This window comes from Paenibacillus sp. ALE3, assembly GCF_054113405.1.
Genome location: NZ_CM134214.1, coordinates 4570923 through 4587047, shown reverse-complemented (window position 1 = coordinate 4587047; position 16125 = coordinate 4570923). Strand labels below are relative to the sequence as shown.

20 protein-coding genes and 1 pseudogene are annotated in these 16125 nt (G+C 46.3%); 12 read left to right on the top strand and 9 right to left on the bottom strand.

Annotated elements, in window-relative coordinates; translation table 11 throughout:
* Positions 1–78 precede the first annotated feature (78 nt).
* Positions 79–372, top strand: coding sequence for a hypothetical protein (locus ACXHJ2_RS20410; RefSeq protein WP_013308601.1), 294 nt, complete (start codon positions 79–81; stop codon positions 370–372).
* A 72-nt stretch (positions 373–444) separates the two neighbouring features.
* A complete protein-coding gene (locus ACXHJ2_RS20405) occupies positions 445–1146 on the top strand; it encodes a histidine phosphatase family protein (RefSeq protein ID WP_013369230.1) in 702 nt (233 codons plus the stop codon).
* An 84-nt stretch (positions 1147–1230) separates the two neighbouring features.
* Here ACXHJ2_RS20405 and mscL read toward each other — a convergent pair whose 3' ends face one another.
* A complete protein-coding gene (gene mscL, locus ACXHJ2_RS20400) occupies positions 1231–1725 on the bottom strand; it encodes a large conductance mechanosensitive channel protein MscL (RefSeq protein ID WP_013369231.1) in 495 nt (164 codons plus the stop codon).
* Positions 1726–1876: 151 nt separating this feature from the next.
* Here mscL and ACXHJ2_RS20395 point away from each other — a divergent pair, with 151 nt between their 5' ends.
* Entirely contained in the window at positions 1877–2320 is a 444-nt protein-coding gene (locus tag ACXHJ2_RS20395) for a carboxymuconolactone decarboxylase family protein (protein ID WP_014599438.1), read from the top strand.
* An 18-nt stretch (positions 2321–2338) separates the two neighbouring features.
* Complete coding sequence (locus ACXHJ2_RS20390; protein WP_013369233.1) at positions 2339–3268, top strand: sigma-70 family RNA polymerase sigma factor; 930 nt, start codon at positions 2339–2341, stop codon at positions 3266–3268.
* An 84-nt stretch (positions 3269–3352) separates the two neighbouring features.
* On the opposite strand, the gene ACXHJ2_RS20385 is transcribed toward ACXHJ2_RS20390, so the two are convergent.
* The 5 genes from ACXHJ2_RS20385 to ACXHJ2_RS20365 form a co-directional block, all read right to left on the bottom strand.
* On the bottom strand, positions 3353–3691 hold the full coding sequence (locus ACXHJ2_RS20385; protein ID WP_040102217.1) for a DUF4870 domain-containing protein: 339 nt from the start codon (positions 3689–3691) through the stop codon (positions 3353–3355).
* Between the two features lie 144 nt (positions 3692–3835).
* Entirely contained in the window at positions 3836–4519 is a 684-nt protein-coding gene (locus tag ACXHJ2_RS20380) for an MOSC domain-containing protein (protein WP_043886083.1), read from the bottom strand.
* A gap of 459 nt (positions 4520–4978) precedes the next feature.
* Positions 4979–5260: a hypothetical protein gene (locus ACXHJ2_RS20375; protein WP_019686045.1), complete on the bottom strand. Its 282-nt coding sequence runs from the start codon at positions 5258–5260 to the stop codon at positions 4979–4981.
* Positions 5261–5290: 30 nt separating this feature from the next.
* Entirely contained in the window at positions 5291–6442 is a 1152-nt protein-coding gene (locus ACXHJ2_RS20370) for an MGDG synthase family glycosyltransferase (RefSeq protein ID WP_165084239.1), read from the bottom strand.
* 43 nt (positions 6443–6485) lie between these two features.
* Positions 6486–7523: a serine hydrolase domain-containing protein gene (locus ACXHJ2_RS20365; protein ID WP_058710949.1), complete on the bottom strand. Its 1038-nt coding sequence runs from the start codon at positions 7521–7523 to the stop codon at positions 6486–6488.
* 364 nt (positions 7524–7887) lie between these two features.
* Here ACXHJ2_RS20365 and ACXHJ2_RS20360 point away from each other — a divergent pair, with 364 nt between their 5' ends.
* From ACXHJ2_RS20360 to ACXHJ2_RS20350, 3 genes are all read left to right on the top strand, one after another.
* Positions 7888–8076 carry a hypothetical protein gene (locus ACXHJ2_RS20360; protein ID WP_007428354.1) on the top strand — a complete coding sequence of 63 codons (189 nt, stop codon included), beginning with the start codon at positions 7888–7890 and terminating at the stop codon, positions 8074–8076.
* 102 nt (positions 8077–8178) lie between these two features.
* Positions 8179–8961: a type I methionyl aminopeptidase gene (map, locus tag ACXHJ2_RS20355; protein ID WP_013369239.1), complete on the top strand. Its 783-nt coding sequence runs from the start codon at positions 8179–8181 to the stop codon at positions 8959–8961.
* 183 nt (positions 8962–9144) lie between these two features.
* The gene (locus ACXHJ2_RS20350) at positions 9145–9657 is read left to right on the top strand and encodes a GNAT family N-acetyltransferase (protein ID WP_165084276.1); all 513 of its coding nucleotides are present in this window, start codon (positions 9145–9147) and stop codon (positions 9655–9657) included.
* On the opposite strand, the gene ACXHJ2_RS20345 is transcribed toward ACXHJ2_RS20350, so the two are convergent.
* On the bottom strand, positions 9646–10905 hold the full coding sequence (locus tag ACXHJ2_RS20345; protein WP_058710947.1) for a DUF438 domain-containing protein: 1260 nt from the start codon (positions 10903–10905) through the stop codon (positions 9646–9648). The genes ACXHJ2_RS20350 and ACXHJ2_RS20345 overlap by 12 nt on opposite strands.
* 14 nt (positions 10906–10919) lie before the next feature.
* Positions 10920–11147 carry a DUF1858 domain-containing protein gene (locus ACXHJ2_RS20340; protein ID WP_025675801.1) on the bottom strand — a complete coding sequence of 76 codons (228 nt, stop codon included), beginning with the start codon at positions 11145–11147 and terminating at the stop codon, positions 10920–10922.
* Between the two features lie 237 nt (positions 11148–11384).
* Here ACXHJ2_RS20340 and ACXHJ2_RS20335 point away from each other — a divergent pair, with 237 nt between their 5' ends.
* The 5 genes from ACXHJ2_RS20335 to ACXHJ2_RS20315 are packed head-to-tail and all read left to right on the top strand — an operon-like array spanning position 11385 to position 15729.
* Positions 11385–12104, top strand: a complete 720-nt coding sequence (locus tag ACXHJ2_RS20335) for a hypothetical protein (protein WP_025675800.1) — start codon at positions 11385–11387, stop codon at positions 12102–12104.
* Between the two features lie 41 nt (positions 12105–12145).
* Positions 12146–12547: a GntR family transcriptional regulator gene (locus tag ACXHJ2_RS20330; protein ID WP_058710945.1), complete on the top strand. Its 402-nt coding sequence runs from the start codon at positions 12146–12148 to the stop codon at positions 12545–12547.
* Positions 12548–12552: 5 nt separating this feature from the next.
* The gene (locus ACXHJ2_RS20325; protein WP_165084241.1) at positions 12553–13518 is read left to right on the top strand and encodes an ABC transporter ATP-binding protein; all 966 of its coding nucleotides are present in this window, start codon (positions 12553–12555) and stop codon (positions 13516–13518) included.
* Complete coding sequence (locus ACXHJ2_RS20320) at positions 13515–14417, top strand: ABC transporter ATP-binding protein (RefSeq protein WP_165084243.1); 903 nt, start codon at positions 13515–13517, stop codon at positions 14415–14417. Before ACXHJ2_RS20325 ends, ACXHJ2_RS20320 begins: the two co-directional genes overlap by 4 nt.
* Positions 14410–15729: an ABC transporter permease gene (locus ACXHJ2_RS20315; RefSeq protein WP_165084245.1), complete on the top strand. Its 1320-nt coding sequence runs from the start codon at positions 14410–14412 to the stop codon at positions 15727–15729. Before ACXHJ2_RS20320 ends, ACXHJ2_RS20315 begins: the two co-directional genes overlap by 8 nt.
* Positions 15730–15952: 223 nt before the next feature.
* Here ACXHJ2_RS20315 and ACXHJ2_RS20310 read toward each other — a convergent pair.
* Positions 15953–16102, bottom strand: a pseudogene (locus ACXHJ2_RS20310) (Tn3 family transposase); the annotation flags it as partial.
* Between the last annotated feature and the right edge of the window lie 23 nt (positions 16103–16125).

The window sequence follows — 16125 nt, the reverse complement described above, 5'->3', positions numbered from 1 at the left end:
GAGTAGCTTTTGGGGTATGCTGGGAACATGGGGATTTGCGCCATAACATAGCTTTATGATTGAAAGGAGCGATTTTACATGGAATGTATTGTACATTTCCGAGTTATGCATCCAGAGGAGCCCAAGGAACTGCGTGGGCTGATTATGCTGGAAAGCGGAGGCAAGCCGGGGATTGATCAAATAACAGATATGTTCAAGAATATGGGCTATGATGTGCGTCCAGACAATCCCGAGGAATTGATTTTTAAACCCGTCGATGCCAGAGCGAACTATACATATATCCGGGTAATTGAGCTGGATACGGGTGAGGAAGTTTATCAGGAAGACAGGGATTTGCGCGCGATTTTGGAAACCTTGCTGAATAAGCATTAAAAATTAGGAAAACTCACTGTTGGAATGAGATAAAGCGACCCTGTCGCCATTCATAGGAACGGAGAACAAATAATGAGATTGTATATTATCCGACATGCAGACCCCGATTATCCTAACAACACCATCACGCCAGAGGGTCATTTGGAAGCCAAGGCATTGGCCAAACGGCTGTCCAGTCACGGACTGGACCGTATTTACGTCTCTCCTTTGGGACGGGCCTTGGATACGATGCGGTACACCGCCGACTCTCTCGGTATGACTTATGAAGTGGAGGACTGGACGCAGGAGCTGGCTCTAAAGCTGGAGGATACTCCATACGGTCGTCTTTCCCATTGGGATTTGCCTGGTGAAGTGATTCGTTCCGGGTCGCCTCTGCCGACTCATGATTCTTGGAAGGACATTTCCTATTATCAAGGGACGCAAAGTCCTGAAACCTTCGAGCGACTGAAAGTTCATTCTGATGAATTTTTGAAGCGGCAAGGCTTTGAGCGGGTGGAGGGCAGGTACCGAATTCTGAAGCACACGGAAGACAGGGTAGCCGTATTTTGTCATGGCGGCTTCGGGCTAACCTGGCTTGCACATCTGTTGGAACTACCGTTGGCTTTGGTCTGGTCCGGTTTTTGGATGCCGCCTAGCTCCGTAACCACCATCTTGTTTGATGAACGCTCCAAGGAATGGGCAGTTCCCCGTTGCATTGGCTTCGGTGATGTCTCCCATCTGTACGCAGAAGGTTTGCCAGTCAGACCTCGGGGTATTATCACCAACTTCAATTAATGATTTTTAGAGCCATGCTAAAAACGGCTTAAGACGATGCACCGTCTTAAGCCGTTTGTTGTATTCATAGGAATGTAGTTCGAGTCAGCGTGCTTCAACGAATCCCTCTAGCTTGGAAGTGCAATGTGCACAGCGGGTAGCAGCTATAGGGATTTCGGACAGGCAATGTGGACATTCCTTGATTGTTTTTTCCTGAGGAGGTTTTTCTTCCTCTTTGCGCTTCAGCATGTTAATCCCTTTGACCAGCATGAACACACAGAAGGCCACGATGAGGAAATCTAGCAGGACATTAATAAACTGACCATAGGCAAGGACCGCAATCCCTGCTTCCTTGGCTTGTGCCAAAGTCTTGCGTGTACCGTCAGCATTTAGAGGGTCGGCAGCTTGTAAAGCTACATATAAGTCTGGAAAATTCATACCGCCCAGAAGTTTACCAATCGGAGGCATAATAATATCGTTTACCACAGAAGTAACAATCTTGCCAAACGCTCCACCAATGATAACGCCGACCGCGAGGTCAATCACGTTACCCCGTACAGCGAATTCTTTAAATTCTTTAATAAAACCTTTTCCGCTCATGTGAGTGCACACCTTCTTTGCATAAAATCATTTATCTATAATACATGCTATGTCAATTGAGGGCAATTCCAAATTGATGTATTGCACTTTGTCACAAAATCACATGTTCATTTGTCTTCTGTATGTAAACCAATAATGGAGGCGATGTATCGTGAGTTTAAGATTTAACCACAGAGCAGTGAGTCCTAGTACATTCAAGGCAATGATGGAGATGGAAAAATATATTTCCGGTCGTTTTACAGACAAAGTATTGTACGAACTGCTGAAAATTAGAGTATCCCAAATCAATGGCTGTTCCTATTGTCTTGATATGCATGCAAAGGATTTACTAAAACTAGGGGATTATGCTGACCATATTTTGCAGCTTGCTTTATGGCGGGAGGTTCCTTTGTTCTCGGAAAAAGAACGTGCTATGCTTGAATTAGCTGAAGCGGTCACTCATATTTCAGAGCAAGGGGTACCCACAGACTTGTATAATCGGGTCAGAGAACATTTTACAGAGGAAGAGTATGTAGATTTGATTACCGCAATTAATGTGATCAACAGCTGGAACCGGATTGCCATCGCGACCGGGATGTATCCAGGCAGTCTTTAATGAACAGGGGGCTACACTTTGACTGGCAAAGAACAAGGGATTGAACAAGAATCGGTGGATGTAAGCCTGGAAGAGCTGTATCAGAAATATCGCAAATATTCTTTTGCCATTGCTTATCGCATGCTTGGAACGGTTACGGATGCCGAGGATGTCGTTCAAGACTGCTTTGTCGAGCTGGAGAATAAGCCCCTGAATGACATACAGAACCCCAAAGCCTATGTAGCCAAAATGACGATGAATCGGTGTCTGAATCTACTGAATTCTGCGCGTAAGCAAAGAGAGACATATGTAGGACAGTGGCTGCCTGAGCCGCTGGGTGAGAGCGCAGACCTCCCTGCCGATTGGTTGGAACGTAAAGATATGATATCTTACGCATTTCTGGTTCTGCTGGAGCAGCTAAAACCGATAGAGCGAGCTGTTTTTGTGCTGAGAGAAGCTTTTCAATATGATTATAAAGAAATTGCAGAATTACTGGGCAAGACCGAGAGCAACTGTCGGCAGTTGTTCAGTCGTTCCCGTCGTATTTTATCTTCCGGAGAATCTGCTCCTGAAGCTCCAATCAGTCCTAATATAAATAACTCTTCCCGGGTAAAACTGCTGGAGCGTTTTACAACCGCTTTTCTCGCCTACGATGTGACTGCTATGCTGGAACTACTGGCTGAACAACCTATATTCGTGTCAGATGGTGGAGGTAATGTGCATACAGTGATGAGGCCGATGGTTGTACGCAAAGGCGTTCTCGCCCTGTTGACCTCTCGTCGGGTATTAACCGTTTTACGAGAAAGAGATGTGGTCTACACCGTCATTAATGGTGAGGTTCAGCTGGCATTTCTGAAAGACGGTGAAGTGAGAGAAACCTTATGCCTCATACTGACACCGGACGGGGAGCATATTCAGAATTTTTATTTAATGGTTAATCCAGATAAGCTGGGACACATCCATATATGACAGAAGAAGCTAGCGTAAAAAAATGAACTGCCCAAACATAAAAAACCTTGATTCCTTGCTTAGGATCAAGGTTTTTTGCTGTTTTCATAACTGCCGAGCTTGATGAAGAGCCAGATCGCCTATCCAGGGAAGCTTGAGCCACTTTCCTTGTCCCGCACGAATTAACAAGATAATCCACAAGGCAAGGCTTGCCAGCGTTAGCAGGGAAGCGAGGAAAGGACCGAGTAGCGGAATGAATCCGACCAGCACATGTCCGATCATGAGGGCTACAAAAAGAAGTATGGATTGCAGTGCGTGAAATAATACGAATCGGCTTTTCTTTTCCAGCATGACAAAGGCCAGCGCGCCAATAAAGGCGAACAAATAGCACAGGACAGCTGCTATATTTTCATCCAATCCTGTGGAAGACTTATAGACTGACATGTCAGGCATATCCTCCTTTATAAAAGATTCAAGCTAAGTCTCCGTACTATACAAGCTATGAGGATAGGATTGAAGGATATGCCCGATCTCGGTAAAAAAGTTGACTCTACACAAAACATACTAACTCATTGAACCACTTCCACCTTACGAATTGCCTGATAGTCTTTCCCGAGAATCCGTTTCGGTTCCCGCCAAACGTTTTAGAAACGTATTTCTCCAGTTTACGGACAATTCTTCCACTTCGAGAATTTGTTTAATACCTTCGATATGATCCTTCTCTTGATGCATAATTCGATTGGCAAATGAAACCGTAATTGCTTTCGGATGGCGATGAAGGAGGGATAGTCCGTCGGCTTTAGAGGCAACTCCCTCTTCCAGAACGCGGAAGTAGAATCCTGTGTAGCCTGTTTGCTGTACCTTCAAGGGCATGTCCGGTACGCCGTACTTGATGGACAACTTGTAGCAAGGTTGTCTCGGCTGGCTAACTTGAACGATAGCTTTGCCAAGCTTAAAGACGTCTCCAATGCAAACGTCGGATTCTAGCAAACCCTTTATCGTTAAATTTTCCCCGAACGCGCCGTAATCGAGCGGTCTCCGCAATTCATTTTCCCAGAACGGATAGTGCTCGTAGGGATAGACGCATACAGCTTTCTCTTTACCCCCGTGATGAACTAGATCGCCCTGCCCATCCCCTTCGAAGTTTAGATAAGATAAATACAAATATTCATCTGTGGCCGACTTGAATATCCCCGTAGAAACGTCCTTCTGATTAAACTGGATCTGCTTGGGCATGCCGACATTAAGTGAAAGGATTTTAATAGATGCCATTCGGATCCCCCCTACTCTTTTTACATTTCGGTAATTCCTTCTTTTGACTCTGTTCGTCCCCGTTTCCATTTTACACTCCTCTATGCGCTATTTGCGAATTTTTGATTAGTCTCCGTTAATGGGATAGAGTCCTGTTTGGGCAACTCATCGTTCCGGGAGCGATGTTCTCGTTCGAACATACCCGATCTCGGTAAAAAAATGAATTAGAGAATGTGTATAAAAATACGAAAAAGGCTGAACGAAAAGAATTCGTTCAGCCTTTTAAACGGTTATGCACATGTTTTGCACATGTTGTATACACTTTATCCACCGCATATTAATTTTTATCCACAGAAATAACATGATTTATACACAAATTGTGCACAATCTGTAGATAATATTACGATAATTCATACTTTGCACACAGTTTGTCCACAAACTATCAACATATTGGGTGTAACTGTGGATATACTTCCGTAATTATCGATCACCAGTTTTTAAATGGCGGCGTGGGTGCGTGATTTTACCCATTTTATTCTTGTCATCCTCTTTGGGGATAAGTCGTTCATCGGTACGTCCTTCGTGATGGTTATCAAAGGCATATTCGGTCATTTTCCACTCGGAAGTACCCAAAACAACATCAGCGGGAAAGTGCTGGCCTCTGTGCAAATGTTGCTCATGTCCATCCTCATCCACATAAATACCATCCACTTCTACCTTTTCACCCGTTAGTGGGAGTAAATCCTTTCCTTTGTGTTCCATTGGTATCCCCTCCGTCTGGCTTATTCTTCGTTAATTTGTCCGGACAGAGGTTCTTTTATCCACAAGCTGCAGTAAAATATCCTCGGCAATTTGGTCTGCGGGATGAGGTTTGCGAAGTAACTCAATCGCCTGCTTCATTTCCTTAGCAAGAGAGGGGGTGGAGATCAGATCCATACAATGTTGAATCAGTTCCTCTGTTGTGCGAGCAATGCGGGCAGCTCCTTTTTGCTGCAGATACAGAGCATTATTTAGTTCCTGCCCGGGTACGGGTTTGAACACCAGGATAGGTAAACCCGATGCGATGCTTTCCGAGAGTGTGATACCACCAGGCTTTGTAATCACCAGATTGCTTGCTCGCATAAGTGCCGGGACGTAGTCCACGAATCCGTAGGTGTAGATGTCGGGGTGGTCCGCATACAGCGCATCCAATTCTGCTTTTAGCTGCTGGTTGCGTCCGCAGACGATCAGCAGTCGTAGCTGCGGAAGCTGGCTTAAATGACGACAGATATCCAGTATGCCGGATAACACACCATATGCACCTGCCATAATGAGCAACGTGGTCGTCTCAGTTTGTAACGGTGGGATTACCTGTTGCTGATCAGGGACTTCGTTGACAGATAGGTTATAAAAAGAAGTGTGAATCGGAATCCCAGTCGCGGCAATACGTTCGATAGGTATTCCTCGCTGTGCGGCTTCCTGCTGAAGATCCTCAGTGGCTACATAGTAGCGATCAATATCGGGATGCAGCCAGCGCCCATGCAGGTCAAAGTCTGTAACCACGTTGACAATAGGCAAATTCATTCCCATTTTGCGGCGTAACGCCGGGAGAGCGAGCTGTGGGAACGTATGGATTACGAGATCCGGCAACTCCTTTTTCAGTGTGAGAGCAAGTTGACGCATTCCGAATGAATGCAACACATGGCCAAAGGCCGATTTAGCCTGCATACCGCGCGTGATGTTATAGACCCAGCCGTAAAGCTGTGGAATGGTTTTGAAGCTTTGCATATATACAAATTTGGTCAGCCCATTCAACCATGGATGTGATTCAGCCATCAGGTCGAGTAGTTGTACCTCGCAGTGTCCGAGTCTTCGCAGACTATCCATGATTGCCCGGGCGGCCTGCACATGGCCTTCCCCGTAGCTGGCGTATAATATTAGAATTTTCGGTGCTGAGACTTCCATGATTGTTTAGCCCCCTATATTCAATAAGCACATGTAGCTCATTTTAGGAACGTTCTAAGTTGAGGGAGGATACGGCTGGCAAAACGAAACGTTCTAGCAGTGTTCGTGGGTTTTTCCAACGGCTCACCTTACTGTCTGCTGTAAATACCACGACTGCATTCGCTTCAGGTATCAGATAAATTTGCTGTCCTCCATGTCCGTGTGCACAGGCATAATCAATGCCGTGGAGTCGTCCAGTCCACCATTGGAATCCGTAATCTCCGAATTCCGGATAGCCTTCAATCTGTCGCTGCGTCGCCTCATGCAGCCAATCGGCTGGAATCAATTCTCTGCCATTCCAGATGCCTTGATGAAGGCAGCAATCGCCGAATTTAGCCATGTCTCGCGATGTCAGATACAGTCCGATGTGGCCCATGGTGTAGCCCTCTGGATCTTGTGCCCAACCACTTCTCCCGAACTCTAACGGTTCGAATAAATGCTGGAGAGCATACGTATAGGCGTCAATCCCACAGCAACGGGTGAGCAGAACGGACAACAGATGTGAATCCACACTGCGATATTGGAATACGCCGATTTGATCCTCCTGTACAGGTAAGCGTAGGGCAAAGGACGGCCAGCTTTTGCTGCGATGAAAACGGTGGATAAAGGCTTCACCGAGCTTTTTGCCCGTCTGCCAATACAAGCCTGACGTCATAGTCAACAGATGACGAATTGTAATCCGTTCTAGCAGTGTTTCCTTCCGCTTGGGTAAATACTCAGGCAACAACTTATGCACAGCGGTCTCTGGTCCGGGCATATCCCCACGTGCCATAGCAATGCCGACGAGCGTGGAAGTGAAGCTTTTGGTTGCGGAACGCAAATCGTTCAGGGAGCTTGCTTCATGACCGTTGTAATAGCGTTCCCAGATCAGCTTGCCGTGGCGAAGCAGCAGAAAGCTATGCATTTTCGGAAATTTGGCTCGGATTTCGTGGTCTGCCTGATCAAGTAGGGAGGCATCGATGTCTTCCTCTTCACAAGTTCCGAGGTTCAGCGCAGACAGACGGGCAACAGGTGCAGTGAACAGTGGAGCATAACGGCTCATCCTTTTTCCCCCCTTGTTATGTTTATTTATTTTACCCCAAACACATACGCTCCAAAAGCCGATAAATAAGGTATACCTCTATGCAGCAGCTAATTGAGAACTCCAAATGATATGAAGCGTAAAAGATAGGTAAAATCAATGTAAATTTACTGGAAAGCTGAAAGCTGTATCTGAATATGGTATAATGGGGTAGTGATTCAGCCAAAAGAAAATCGGTTAATAATAGTGTCAGGTACATGCCTCGCATAAGGCATTCCCGACCTAAGCTGCACTAGACATACTACTTCACTGCATAAGGACATCAATACTTTTCGGCATTCTCTTCAACGGAGCACTTATTTTCAACGTTTTGGGAGGGAGTTACATGGCAACGAAAGGTCATAATGAAGTTAAGGAAAGTCTGCGGGAAATGACTCGAATTTTCCGGCCTAAGGATCCCAAAAAATTTGTAAAGGAATATGTGCGAAAATACCGGATAACAGGAGGGTATGAGGAAGAGTTGACCATGGTGGTGGAAAACGAACTCGGCCGCATAAATTCTTCAGTATCTTAAGGGTTCGCTTACGAACAACTAGAAACACGACTTTTATAAACCGTCTATCCACAGAGGAGACGGTTTTTTTGTGTCCGTCCTGCATACAATGGGATAGGTTTAGTGAATTTGTATGCTCAAAGGAGGCGGATTCCAATAGAAATAGCGATACGAACACCGGAGGAAATCGGCTACATGAGGGAGGCCGGACGTATTTTGGCAGATTGCCATCGTACGCTGGAAAGTCGTATTCTTCCGGGAATCACAACGCTTGAAATCGATGCTTGGGTGGAGCAATTTCTAAGCAAGCGTGGAGCTACGCCTGAACAAAAGGGCTATAAAGGGTTCCCTTATGCTACCTGCGCTTCGGTCAATGAGGTGGTATGTCACGGCTTTCCCTCGGAGCGGGTGCTTCATGACGGGGATATTGTGACCATCGACATTGTGGTCAACAAGGACGGGTGGCTGGCTGACCGGGGATGGACCTACGCAGTGGGTAACATCAGCCGGCCGGTAGCAAAGCTGTTGCGGCAGACCCATAAGGCGCTAATGCGAGGCATCGACGTTGCCCGCCCCGGCAGGACATTAGGGGATATCGGGCATGCGGTGGGAAAAGCGGCAGGCTGGCGGCGGTACGGTAACGTCAAATCTCTGATCGGGCATGGGATCGGCCGCCAAATGCATGAACCGCCGGACGTTCTCCACTACGGTCGTGCTAGAACAGGATTGCCACTGCGCGAAGGGATGGTGATTACCATTGAGCCGGTATTTACCCTCGGACCCGAAGGCGCGGTGCTCTGGGGGGATGATGGTTGGACCATCAGCACAGCAGACGGCAGTTGGGGCGCTCAATATGAGCACACCATTGCGATTACAAAGAACGGTCCTTATATTTTGACCTCGTAAAAGAGTATTGTGCCATAGGGAGTCCAATGTGCGGGTCGTGTGCATAAGACTCTCTTGGTAAGTTTTTTAGGATGGCCTATCCACTTCACTAAACAATGAGCTTCTTGTTATAGATCATAGATCGAGATTCGGATCATCGGTATAATAGGAGGCATAATATTGGAAACTAGGAGTGGAACCCACATGATGATCAGGGAAGCGATGATATCAGATGCCGAAGACATCGCCAAAGTGCACGTAAACTGCTGGAGAACGACATACAAAGATATCATGCCTGCCGAGGTTCTGGAACGTCTTTCCTATGAGCAAAGAACAGAATTGTGGAATGCGAATCTATCTACTGAAGACGGTCACCTCGTATATGTGGCTGAAAATGAAAAGGGAGAAATTATCGGATTTGTGAGTGGAGGTCCGGAAAAGTCAGGGGAATATCCCCCGTATGGGGGAGAGATCACGGCTATTTATGTTTTGAGTGAATACCATAGTTTAGGGCTCGGCAAGAGACTTTTTCTACGCTTGCTTCAACATTTTAATAGTATGGATATTCACTCTGTCATGGTGTGGGTGCTGGCAGATAATCCAGCGTGTACTTTTTATGAAAGACTGGGGGCCAAGCCTATAGTAGAACAGCATATTATAAATATGGGTGGCAAAAACCTGAACATGGTGGCTTACGGCTGGCTGCTATTCCGATAGAATACGTTTTTGTCCTTCCAAGGCGCGAATAGGAGCGATATTTTGCGTGAATTCCAGCGTTCCCAGATAGCGTCCTTCGTTATCCCGAACGGCAAAATAACGGATGTAGACAAATTTGTCCTTGATTGGAATCCAAAAATCCTCAACATCCTTGCGGCCGGCCTTAAAATCCTCCAGCAGTTTCTCAACGACATGCACGCTTTGCGGCGGATGGCAATTTTGCACGGTACGACCAATGACGGCCTTTGTGCGGGCAAAGATCCGTTCTTTACCGTGAGAGAAATAGCGAACAACATCATTTTCATCGATAAAGGTCAGGTCCACAGGCAGATGATTCAACAGTAGTTCCAATTGTTGTACAGATACAATCCCTGTCTCAAATCGCACGAACCCTTGCGGAGTGCCAGAAGTGTCTTCTTTTTGCTCAAGGGCTTCTACAGGGTCCTCTGCCCGTTCAGGTATCCATTCACGCTCAGGAGCGGTCAGGCAGAAACCGATTTCCTCGCTTTCCCGGGCTATTTTTAGCCATTCATCCTCGGTCAGCTTACTGAGTGCCATCGGCAGCAAAATATTTTCTTCCTTGAATACCATTTCATTCACTTCGCTCATGATATGGGCAAGCGCCTTCCCGATCTGCTCACGATCTCCGTTATATTCGGTGAGCAACTTCTTCGCATCCTTGATTGCGGCACGAATGCCGTCGTCCACTCCCCACATTACTTTGGTTGGACCAAAGATTCCATAACGTTCTAGATAAGGAAATACTAGATTTTCTTTGCGGCTATAGTGTTTGTCTACATCCATTAGCAGACTTAAATCCTCAAGCAGCTTGTAAATAACCTTGGGACTGTCTTCTTTTTGAAATTGCTCTGCATGCAATGCCAGCTTAAAGTTGACTAGCCGTTCGATCTCACGATTTTCCAGCTTAAAGGTGTGAACAGGATGTCCCGGTTGTTCCTCAGGTCCTGCAGGACGGTGAATATCCTCAATAGAGCCCTTGAATATCGACGTATGAACGGAACAGAGGCGCTGGACTTCCGACACCGGAATTCCTTCCTCAGTCATTAAGGCATGCTCCATCGCTGAAATTTCTGCCACGCTCACTCCACCAACAGCCTCTGCAAAACGAGCTTTGACTTCCTCCACGCTTTTCCCAGCATGTAGTTCTTTAATAATTTCCTTCAGTGTTCGCTGACGCTCCGTTAATTCCTGTGCTGTATGTTCACGGTTGTTAATTAGCTCGCTCATGATCGTTAACCCCTTTATTTTTGAATGGTAAAACCATGTTGCATAAACGTCTGCTGCACAGTTTCCATACCTATTTTCTTCAATGCAATTCCCTTGGACAGTGTCATAAAACGTCCTGCGGTTTGGAGCATACCGGGCTTGGCAATATCGTGAAAACCTAGTTCTACCATAATGTCCTTCACTTCAGGATGACGATTAACAAGGTTAAATATGGACTCATCCCAATGCAGTATTTTATCCATTTATTCATCCCCTCGATTGAGAACGTTTTTCATTTACAGAGTAGCATAGGTCCAAACGAGCTATTGTGATTGTACGCACAATATTGTTCAGGTGGTTGACAACTGTAAATCTTGGTTTATATACTGTGTATAAGGATATATACAGTAATAACACTGAACACTGTCGTAACACCTTCGAAATGAAGAGCGAATAAGGTCGTTATTCAAAGGCAGTGCAGAAGGGATCAGGATAAGAAAATGACGATCATGAAGCAAGCATGGATGATTACCCGTCAGGATTTTCGCAAGAATCCATATGCAGCACTATGGACGTTGCTGTTTATTGCGTATTTGGGATTTACCATGAGTTTTGCAGTAAGTGTGCAATGGGGTGAGCATGCAGCCTTGAGTCCAGTAGCTGATTTCATCATGCTGACGTTGATTCCGTTTTTGGGGTTCATTTATAACCGTCGAGCGTTCAAATATTTGCAGGAAGATTCTTATACGCACATGCTAGCCTTTTTCCGCACCTTGCCTATACCGATGAAAGCGGTAATTATGAGTCGAATTCAACAGGCTGTGTTGGCGTTTGTTGCGAATAGTGTGATATTTTTTGCTCTTTTGTTTACGTTGTCAGGTACGCTTCGGGTATATGCCAGCACAGGTTTCTTTGTATCGTTTGCTCTGACCTGGATAGGCTACGGAATGCTCATTCAAGCCATTTATATTCACTTGGAATTTTTGAAAAGAGGAAAAGAGTACTTCTGGCTATCTATTGTGATCATGCTAATGTGCGGGATGGTTACGATTATAGCTCGAGTATGTGGGGCTAATCTGGTATCGATAACGGCTTCTTACAGTAAGGAATGGTTGCTGTTGTCACCGGTGATGTGGGGAGCATTGTTAGCAGGAGTTCTGGCTATGTCAGTGTCCTATCGGGTGACACAGCGTAAACTCATGAAACGGAACTTAACTTAGTAGTATGTGTACAAAAATAACAAAAAAGGGGGGGAAAGCAGGTGAATATTCCAGTGCAAATTGATGAGAATAGCGCGGAACCGCTGTATGCGCAGATTGAAAAGCAGCTTCGTTCACTCATTGTAACCGGACAAATTGCAGCGGGAACGCTGCTTCCCTCCATTCGTGAGTTTGCGGGGACGCTTCGTTGTAGTGTAATCACCGTCCGGCGGGTCTATCAGGATTTGGAGAACGAAGGCTTGCTACGTACCCGGCAGGGAACGGGCACCTTTGTCGCTCTGGTCGAGGATGATATGCGCTCAGGTTACCGCCTTAAAGCGGTGACCGAGGCATTGGAAACGGCGATTGCCACAGGCATCGCTGTACAGATGACAGAGCAGGAATTATTGGAGCTTTTTGAAGAAATGGTGAAAAGAAGGTATGAAGTCCAGGTGAAGGAGTGACAGCTGTGAACAATCATGTGGAAGTTCCTACGCAAATACAGAGGAAAGCACCAATTATTGAGATGAGCCAGGTCTATAAAACCCGGGGTAACCGGAATATTGGGCCGATTAATTTAACGGTTGAACCAGGATATGTGGTCGCTTTGGCTGGACATAACGGATCGGGGAAAAGCACATTGATTCATTTGCTGACTCAGCTTGTTCATCCGGATTCCGGTGAGATTCGCTGGTTCGGTCAAGCATACCCCGACGGCATGCCGGCAGATACACGACAATGGGTTGGGTATATACCGGAGCAGCCGGTTCGTGAGGAGGATCGATTAACGGCAGAAGCAGCAGCGGCTTTTCGAGCATTGTGGTATCCCGGCTGGGATGAAACACGTTTTCAGCGTTTAATGGACCGCTTTCAGGTTCCATCACATACGAAATTATCGCGTATGTCCAAGGGACAGCGTCGGAAATTCGAACTGGCTGCTGCCTTGGCGCCACACCCTCGTGTGTTGCTGCTGGATGAGCCTTCATCAGGTTTAGATCCTTTTGCTTGGAAAGTCATGCTAGATGAACTGCGGGATTGTATGAAGAACGGCAAAACGACGATCATTATTGCTACCCATATCATGGACGAGATCAAGCGTTTGGCGGATTATATTGTCTTGATGCACGATGGCAGGCTGCTTGGCAAACTGGAAAAAGACCATCTGCTCGAAAATGGCAAGGAAATGTGGTTTGAAGGTACACCAGAGGAGGCATCGGAGCTTCCGGGAGTTGTAGAGACGGAGAGTGATGGGAATTTACAGCGAATTATAACGCTGGCAGCCGGGGAGGCCAGTGCTATATTGGAACAAGCGGGGATTCGCCCCATCCGTGTGCGGCGTCTGGAACTGGATGATATTTTAGTATATTGGTCTGCAGGACAAATATCTGCGAATGCAGAGACATTTATGGAGAAGGAAGGGGTAAAACAATCATGAGTATGCTGCAATTGGAAAAGGTCGTGAAGCAATATGGGAACCATACGGCGGTAAATGGAATATCGCTGAATGTGAACGGCGGCGAGATTTACGGACTGCTGGGAGGCAATGGAGCAGGCAAAACGACAACGATGCGCATGGTGCTCGGTCTGATTTACCCTGACGGGGGAAGCATCCAATATGAGGGCAAGCTCTACAGCAAGGAGCTTCAGCGGACAATGGGCTATTTGCCCGAAGAGCGTGGGTTGTACCCCAAGGTGAAGGTGAGCGAGCAAATTAACTATTTGGGCAGGCTGCGCGGAATGTCGGCCAAGGAGGCAGACAAAAGTCTACGCTACTGGCTGGAGCGCTTTGGAGTGCCGGAATATTATGACAAGCGGATTGAGGAGCTATCCAAGGGAAATCAGCAAAAAATGGGTTTTATTGCCGCGGTTGTGCATCGCCCAACGCTGCTCATTTTGGATGAGGCCTTCAGTGGATTAGACCCGGTGAACGTCGAATTGCTTAAGGATACGGTGAAGGAATTACGGGATGATGGGGCTGCGATTTTATTCTCAACCCACCGTATGGAGCATGTGGAGGAACTGTGCCGACATATTACGATTTTGCATCGCTCAAATACTGTGGTGCAAGGAAGTGTGCAAGAGATTAAAGGCCGCTATCCACGTGAAAAAGTTCGTCTCATCACTACGGGTGAAGTGAGCGGGCTGGAACAGCTGCCAGGCGTACGCAGCATAGAGAATATGGATCGTGGCTGGATGCTGCATATTGAGCAGCCGGATGCGGCGAAGTTAATTTTGCAAACAGCGTTGGGGCAAACGGATGTGGAGCATTTTGAGATCAAGGAACCTACGCTCAACGAAATTTTCATAAGAGAGGTGGGGGATTCCCATGAATAGACTAGGTACGGTGATCGGTTTTACGTTTCGTCAGAAGGCGAGGACCAAATCTTTTATCATTACGACACTGGTACTGGCTTTGCTTATTACGGTTGGCATGAATCTGCCATATTTGATTTCTTTGTTTAAAGGAGAAGGGGCCGGAGGTTCCGGTACAACGGCAGCTGAGCATCAACGCTTGGGGCTGATTGCCGGGAACCAGACAGAAGTGGCGAATCAGCTGGAGCAGTTTACCAAGGAGCAGTCCAACCCGGCAGCCATCTGGGTACGTTATGACAGCGTACAAGCGCCAGCAATGCAGCAAGCCTTGAAAAATGGGAAGCTGCAAGGTTATGTGCAGTTCACGGAGCCAGCCGCCAAGGAAGACACATTTCCCAAAGTGGAGTACGTCTCTGTAGAAAAAGAGCCATCTCCGGCTGTAATCACATTGGTGCAAACGGGACTTCAGGAAGCAAAGGTCAAGGCTATTATGGGCAATAAATCGTTGACCAGTGATCAAATTCGTGAAATCAGTACACCTGTAATAGTAGATAGCAGAGAAGTAGACAGTCCATCTGAACCAGGGGGAGCTGTAGGGACAGAGGAAAAAGAAACCTCCATGATTAACTATGGTTTGGTCTATGTATTGATGATATTATTCTTCACCTCTTCCATGATGACGGGGAATATGATTGCTGCAGAAGTAACATCGGAAAAAAGCTCACGGATCATGGAGATTCTCATCACAAGTGTTTCGCCGTTGACCCAAATGTTTGGGAAAATTATCGGCATCTTCCTGGTTGGTCTGCTGCAAATTGCTGTTTTTGCAGCCGTTGTGTGTGCCAATCTTATGCTGCCACATAATAATGTGATCCTTAGCTCTGCCGGGCTGGATCTGTCGCAACTGAATATCGCGGTGCTAGGATATGGTCTCATATTTTACATCCTTGGCTACTTTCTATATGCAGTACTGTTCGCTGCGGTGGGCTCCATTGTTAGCCGTACCGAGGAGTTGGGGCAGGCCATTATGCCAATTACCGTGCTGTCACTGGCAGCCTTTTATATCGGTATCTTCAATATCGCCGCACCTGATACGATTTTCGTTAAGGTGGCTGGGTACATTCCATTCTTTTCTCCTACCGTTATGCTGTTGCGGATTGGTCTGGAACGGGCGAGCTTGCTGGAAATCTGGCTGTCACTTGCCATTCTGGTTGTTTCCATTTTGTTGTTCGGTTGGTTGGCCGCAAAGATCTATCGTACGGGTGTCTTAATGTACGGGAAACGACCTTCATTCAAAGAGCTAAGAAAAGCAATGAAGGCTTATAAGATTTAAAAAATTAAGAAAACGTGTCCGAATATAAGAAGGTTGTGTACAGACTAATTATTAATGACGGATAACAAGAATATCTCTTCATAATAAGTATTTAATAAAAAGCCCGATGATACGTGCTCATCGGGCTTTTTATTAAATTCAGAGGGTGACTGCTTAGGTTTCAATCAGAGCGAATATAAATTGCATAACAAGTCAAAATCTTTTGAATCTTTTCCTGTTGGGGAAATCCGAGCAAATGCGTTAAACCAAAGACTTGATCGGTGTAACCGGCTGTATCCGTATAATGCACCTCGATGGCCAAGTCCGTTTCATGGTGGAGCAAACCGTTCGAAACTCCAATATGGACGGTAATTCTATTATTTACATTATTTACATATAAAAAAAGAGCAGCCTGTT

What these genes read in the sequence shown, in the direction of transcription:
- ACXHJ2_RS20410 (WP_013308601.1), top strand. Translation starts at nt 79, where the DNA reads ATGGAATGTATTGTACATTTCCGAGTTATGCATCCAGAGGAGCCCAAG.
- ACXHJ2_RS20405 (WP_013369230.1), top strand. Translation starts at nt 445, where the DNA reads ATGAGATTGTATATTATCCGACATGCAGACCCCGATTATCCTAACAAC.
- mscL (WP_013369231.1), bottom strand. Translation starts at nt 1,725, where the DNA reads ATGAGCGGAAAAGGTTTTATTAAAGAATTTAAAGAATTCGCTGTACGG.
- ACXHJ2_RS20385 (WP_040102217.1), bottom strand. Translation starts at nt 3,691, where the DNA reads ATGTCAGTCTATAAGTCTTCCACAGGATTGGATGAAAATATAGCAGCT.
- ACXHJ2_RS20380 (WP_043886083.1), bottom strand. Translation starts at nt 4,519, where the DNA reads ATGGCATCTATTAAAATCCTTTCACTTAATGTCGGCATGCCCAAGCAG.
- ACXHJ2_RS20375 (WP_019686045.1), bottom strand. Translation starts at nt 5,260, where the DNA reads ATGGAACACAAAGGAAAGGATTTACTCCCACTAACGGGTGAAAAGGTA.
- ACXHJ2_RS20370 (WP_165084239.1), bottom strand. Translation starts at nt 6,442, where the DNA reads ATGGAAGTCTCAGCACCGAAAATTCTAATATTATACGCCAGCTACGGG.
- ACXHJ2_RS20365 (WP_058710949.1), bottom strand. Translation starts at nt 7,523, where the DNA reads ATGAGCCGTTATGCTCCACTGTTCACTGCACCTGTTGCCCGTCTGTCT.
- ACXHJ2_RS20360 (WP_007428354.1), top strand. Translation starts at nt 7,888, where the DNA reads ATGGCAACGAAAGGTCATAATGAAGTTAAGGAAAGTCTGCGGGAAATG.
- ACXHJ2_RS20350 (WP_165084276.1), top strand. Translation starts at nt 9,145, where the DNA reads ATGATGATCAGGGAAGCGATGATATCAGATGCCGAAGACATCGCCAAA.
- ACXHJ2_RS20345 (WP_058710947.1), bottom strand. Translation starts at nt 10,905, where the DNA reads ATGAGCGAGCTAATTAACAACCGTGAACATACAGCACAGGAATTAACG.
- ACXHJ2_RS20340 (WP_025675801.1), bottom strand. Translation starts at nt 11,147, where the DNA reads ATGGATAAAATACTGCATTGGGATGAGTCCATATTTAACCTTGTTAAT.
- ACXHJ2_RS20335 (WP_025675800.1), top strand. Translation starts at nt 11,385, where the DNA reads ATGACGATCATGAAGCAAGCATGGATGATTACCCGTCAGGATTTTCGC.
- ACXHJ2_RS20320 (WP_165084243.1), top strand. Translation starts at nt 13,515, where the DNA reads ATGAGTATGCTGCAATTGGAAAAGGTCGTGAAGCAATATGGGAACCAT.
- ACXHJ2_RS20315 (WP_165084245.1), top strand. Translation starts at nt 14,410, where the DNA reads ATGAATAGACTAGGTACGGTGATCGGTTTTACGTTTCGTCAGAAGGCG.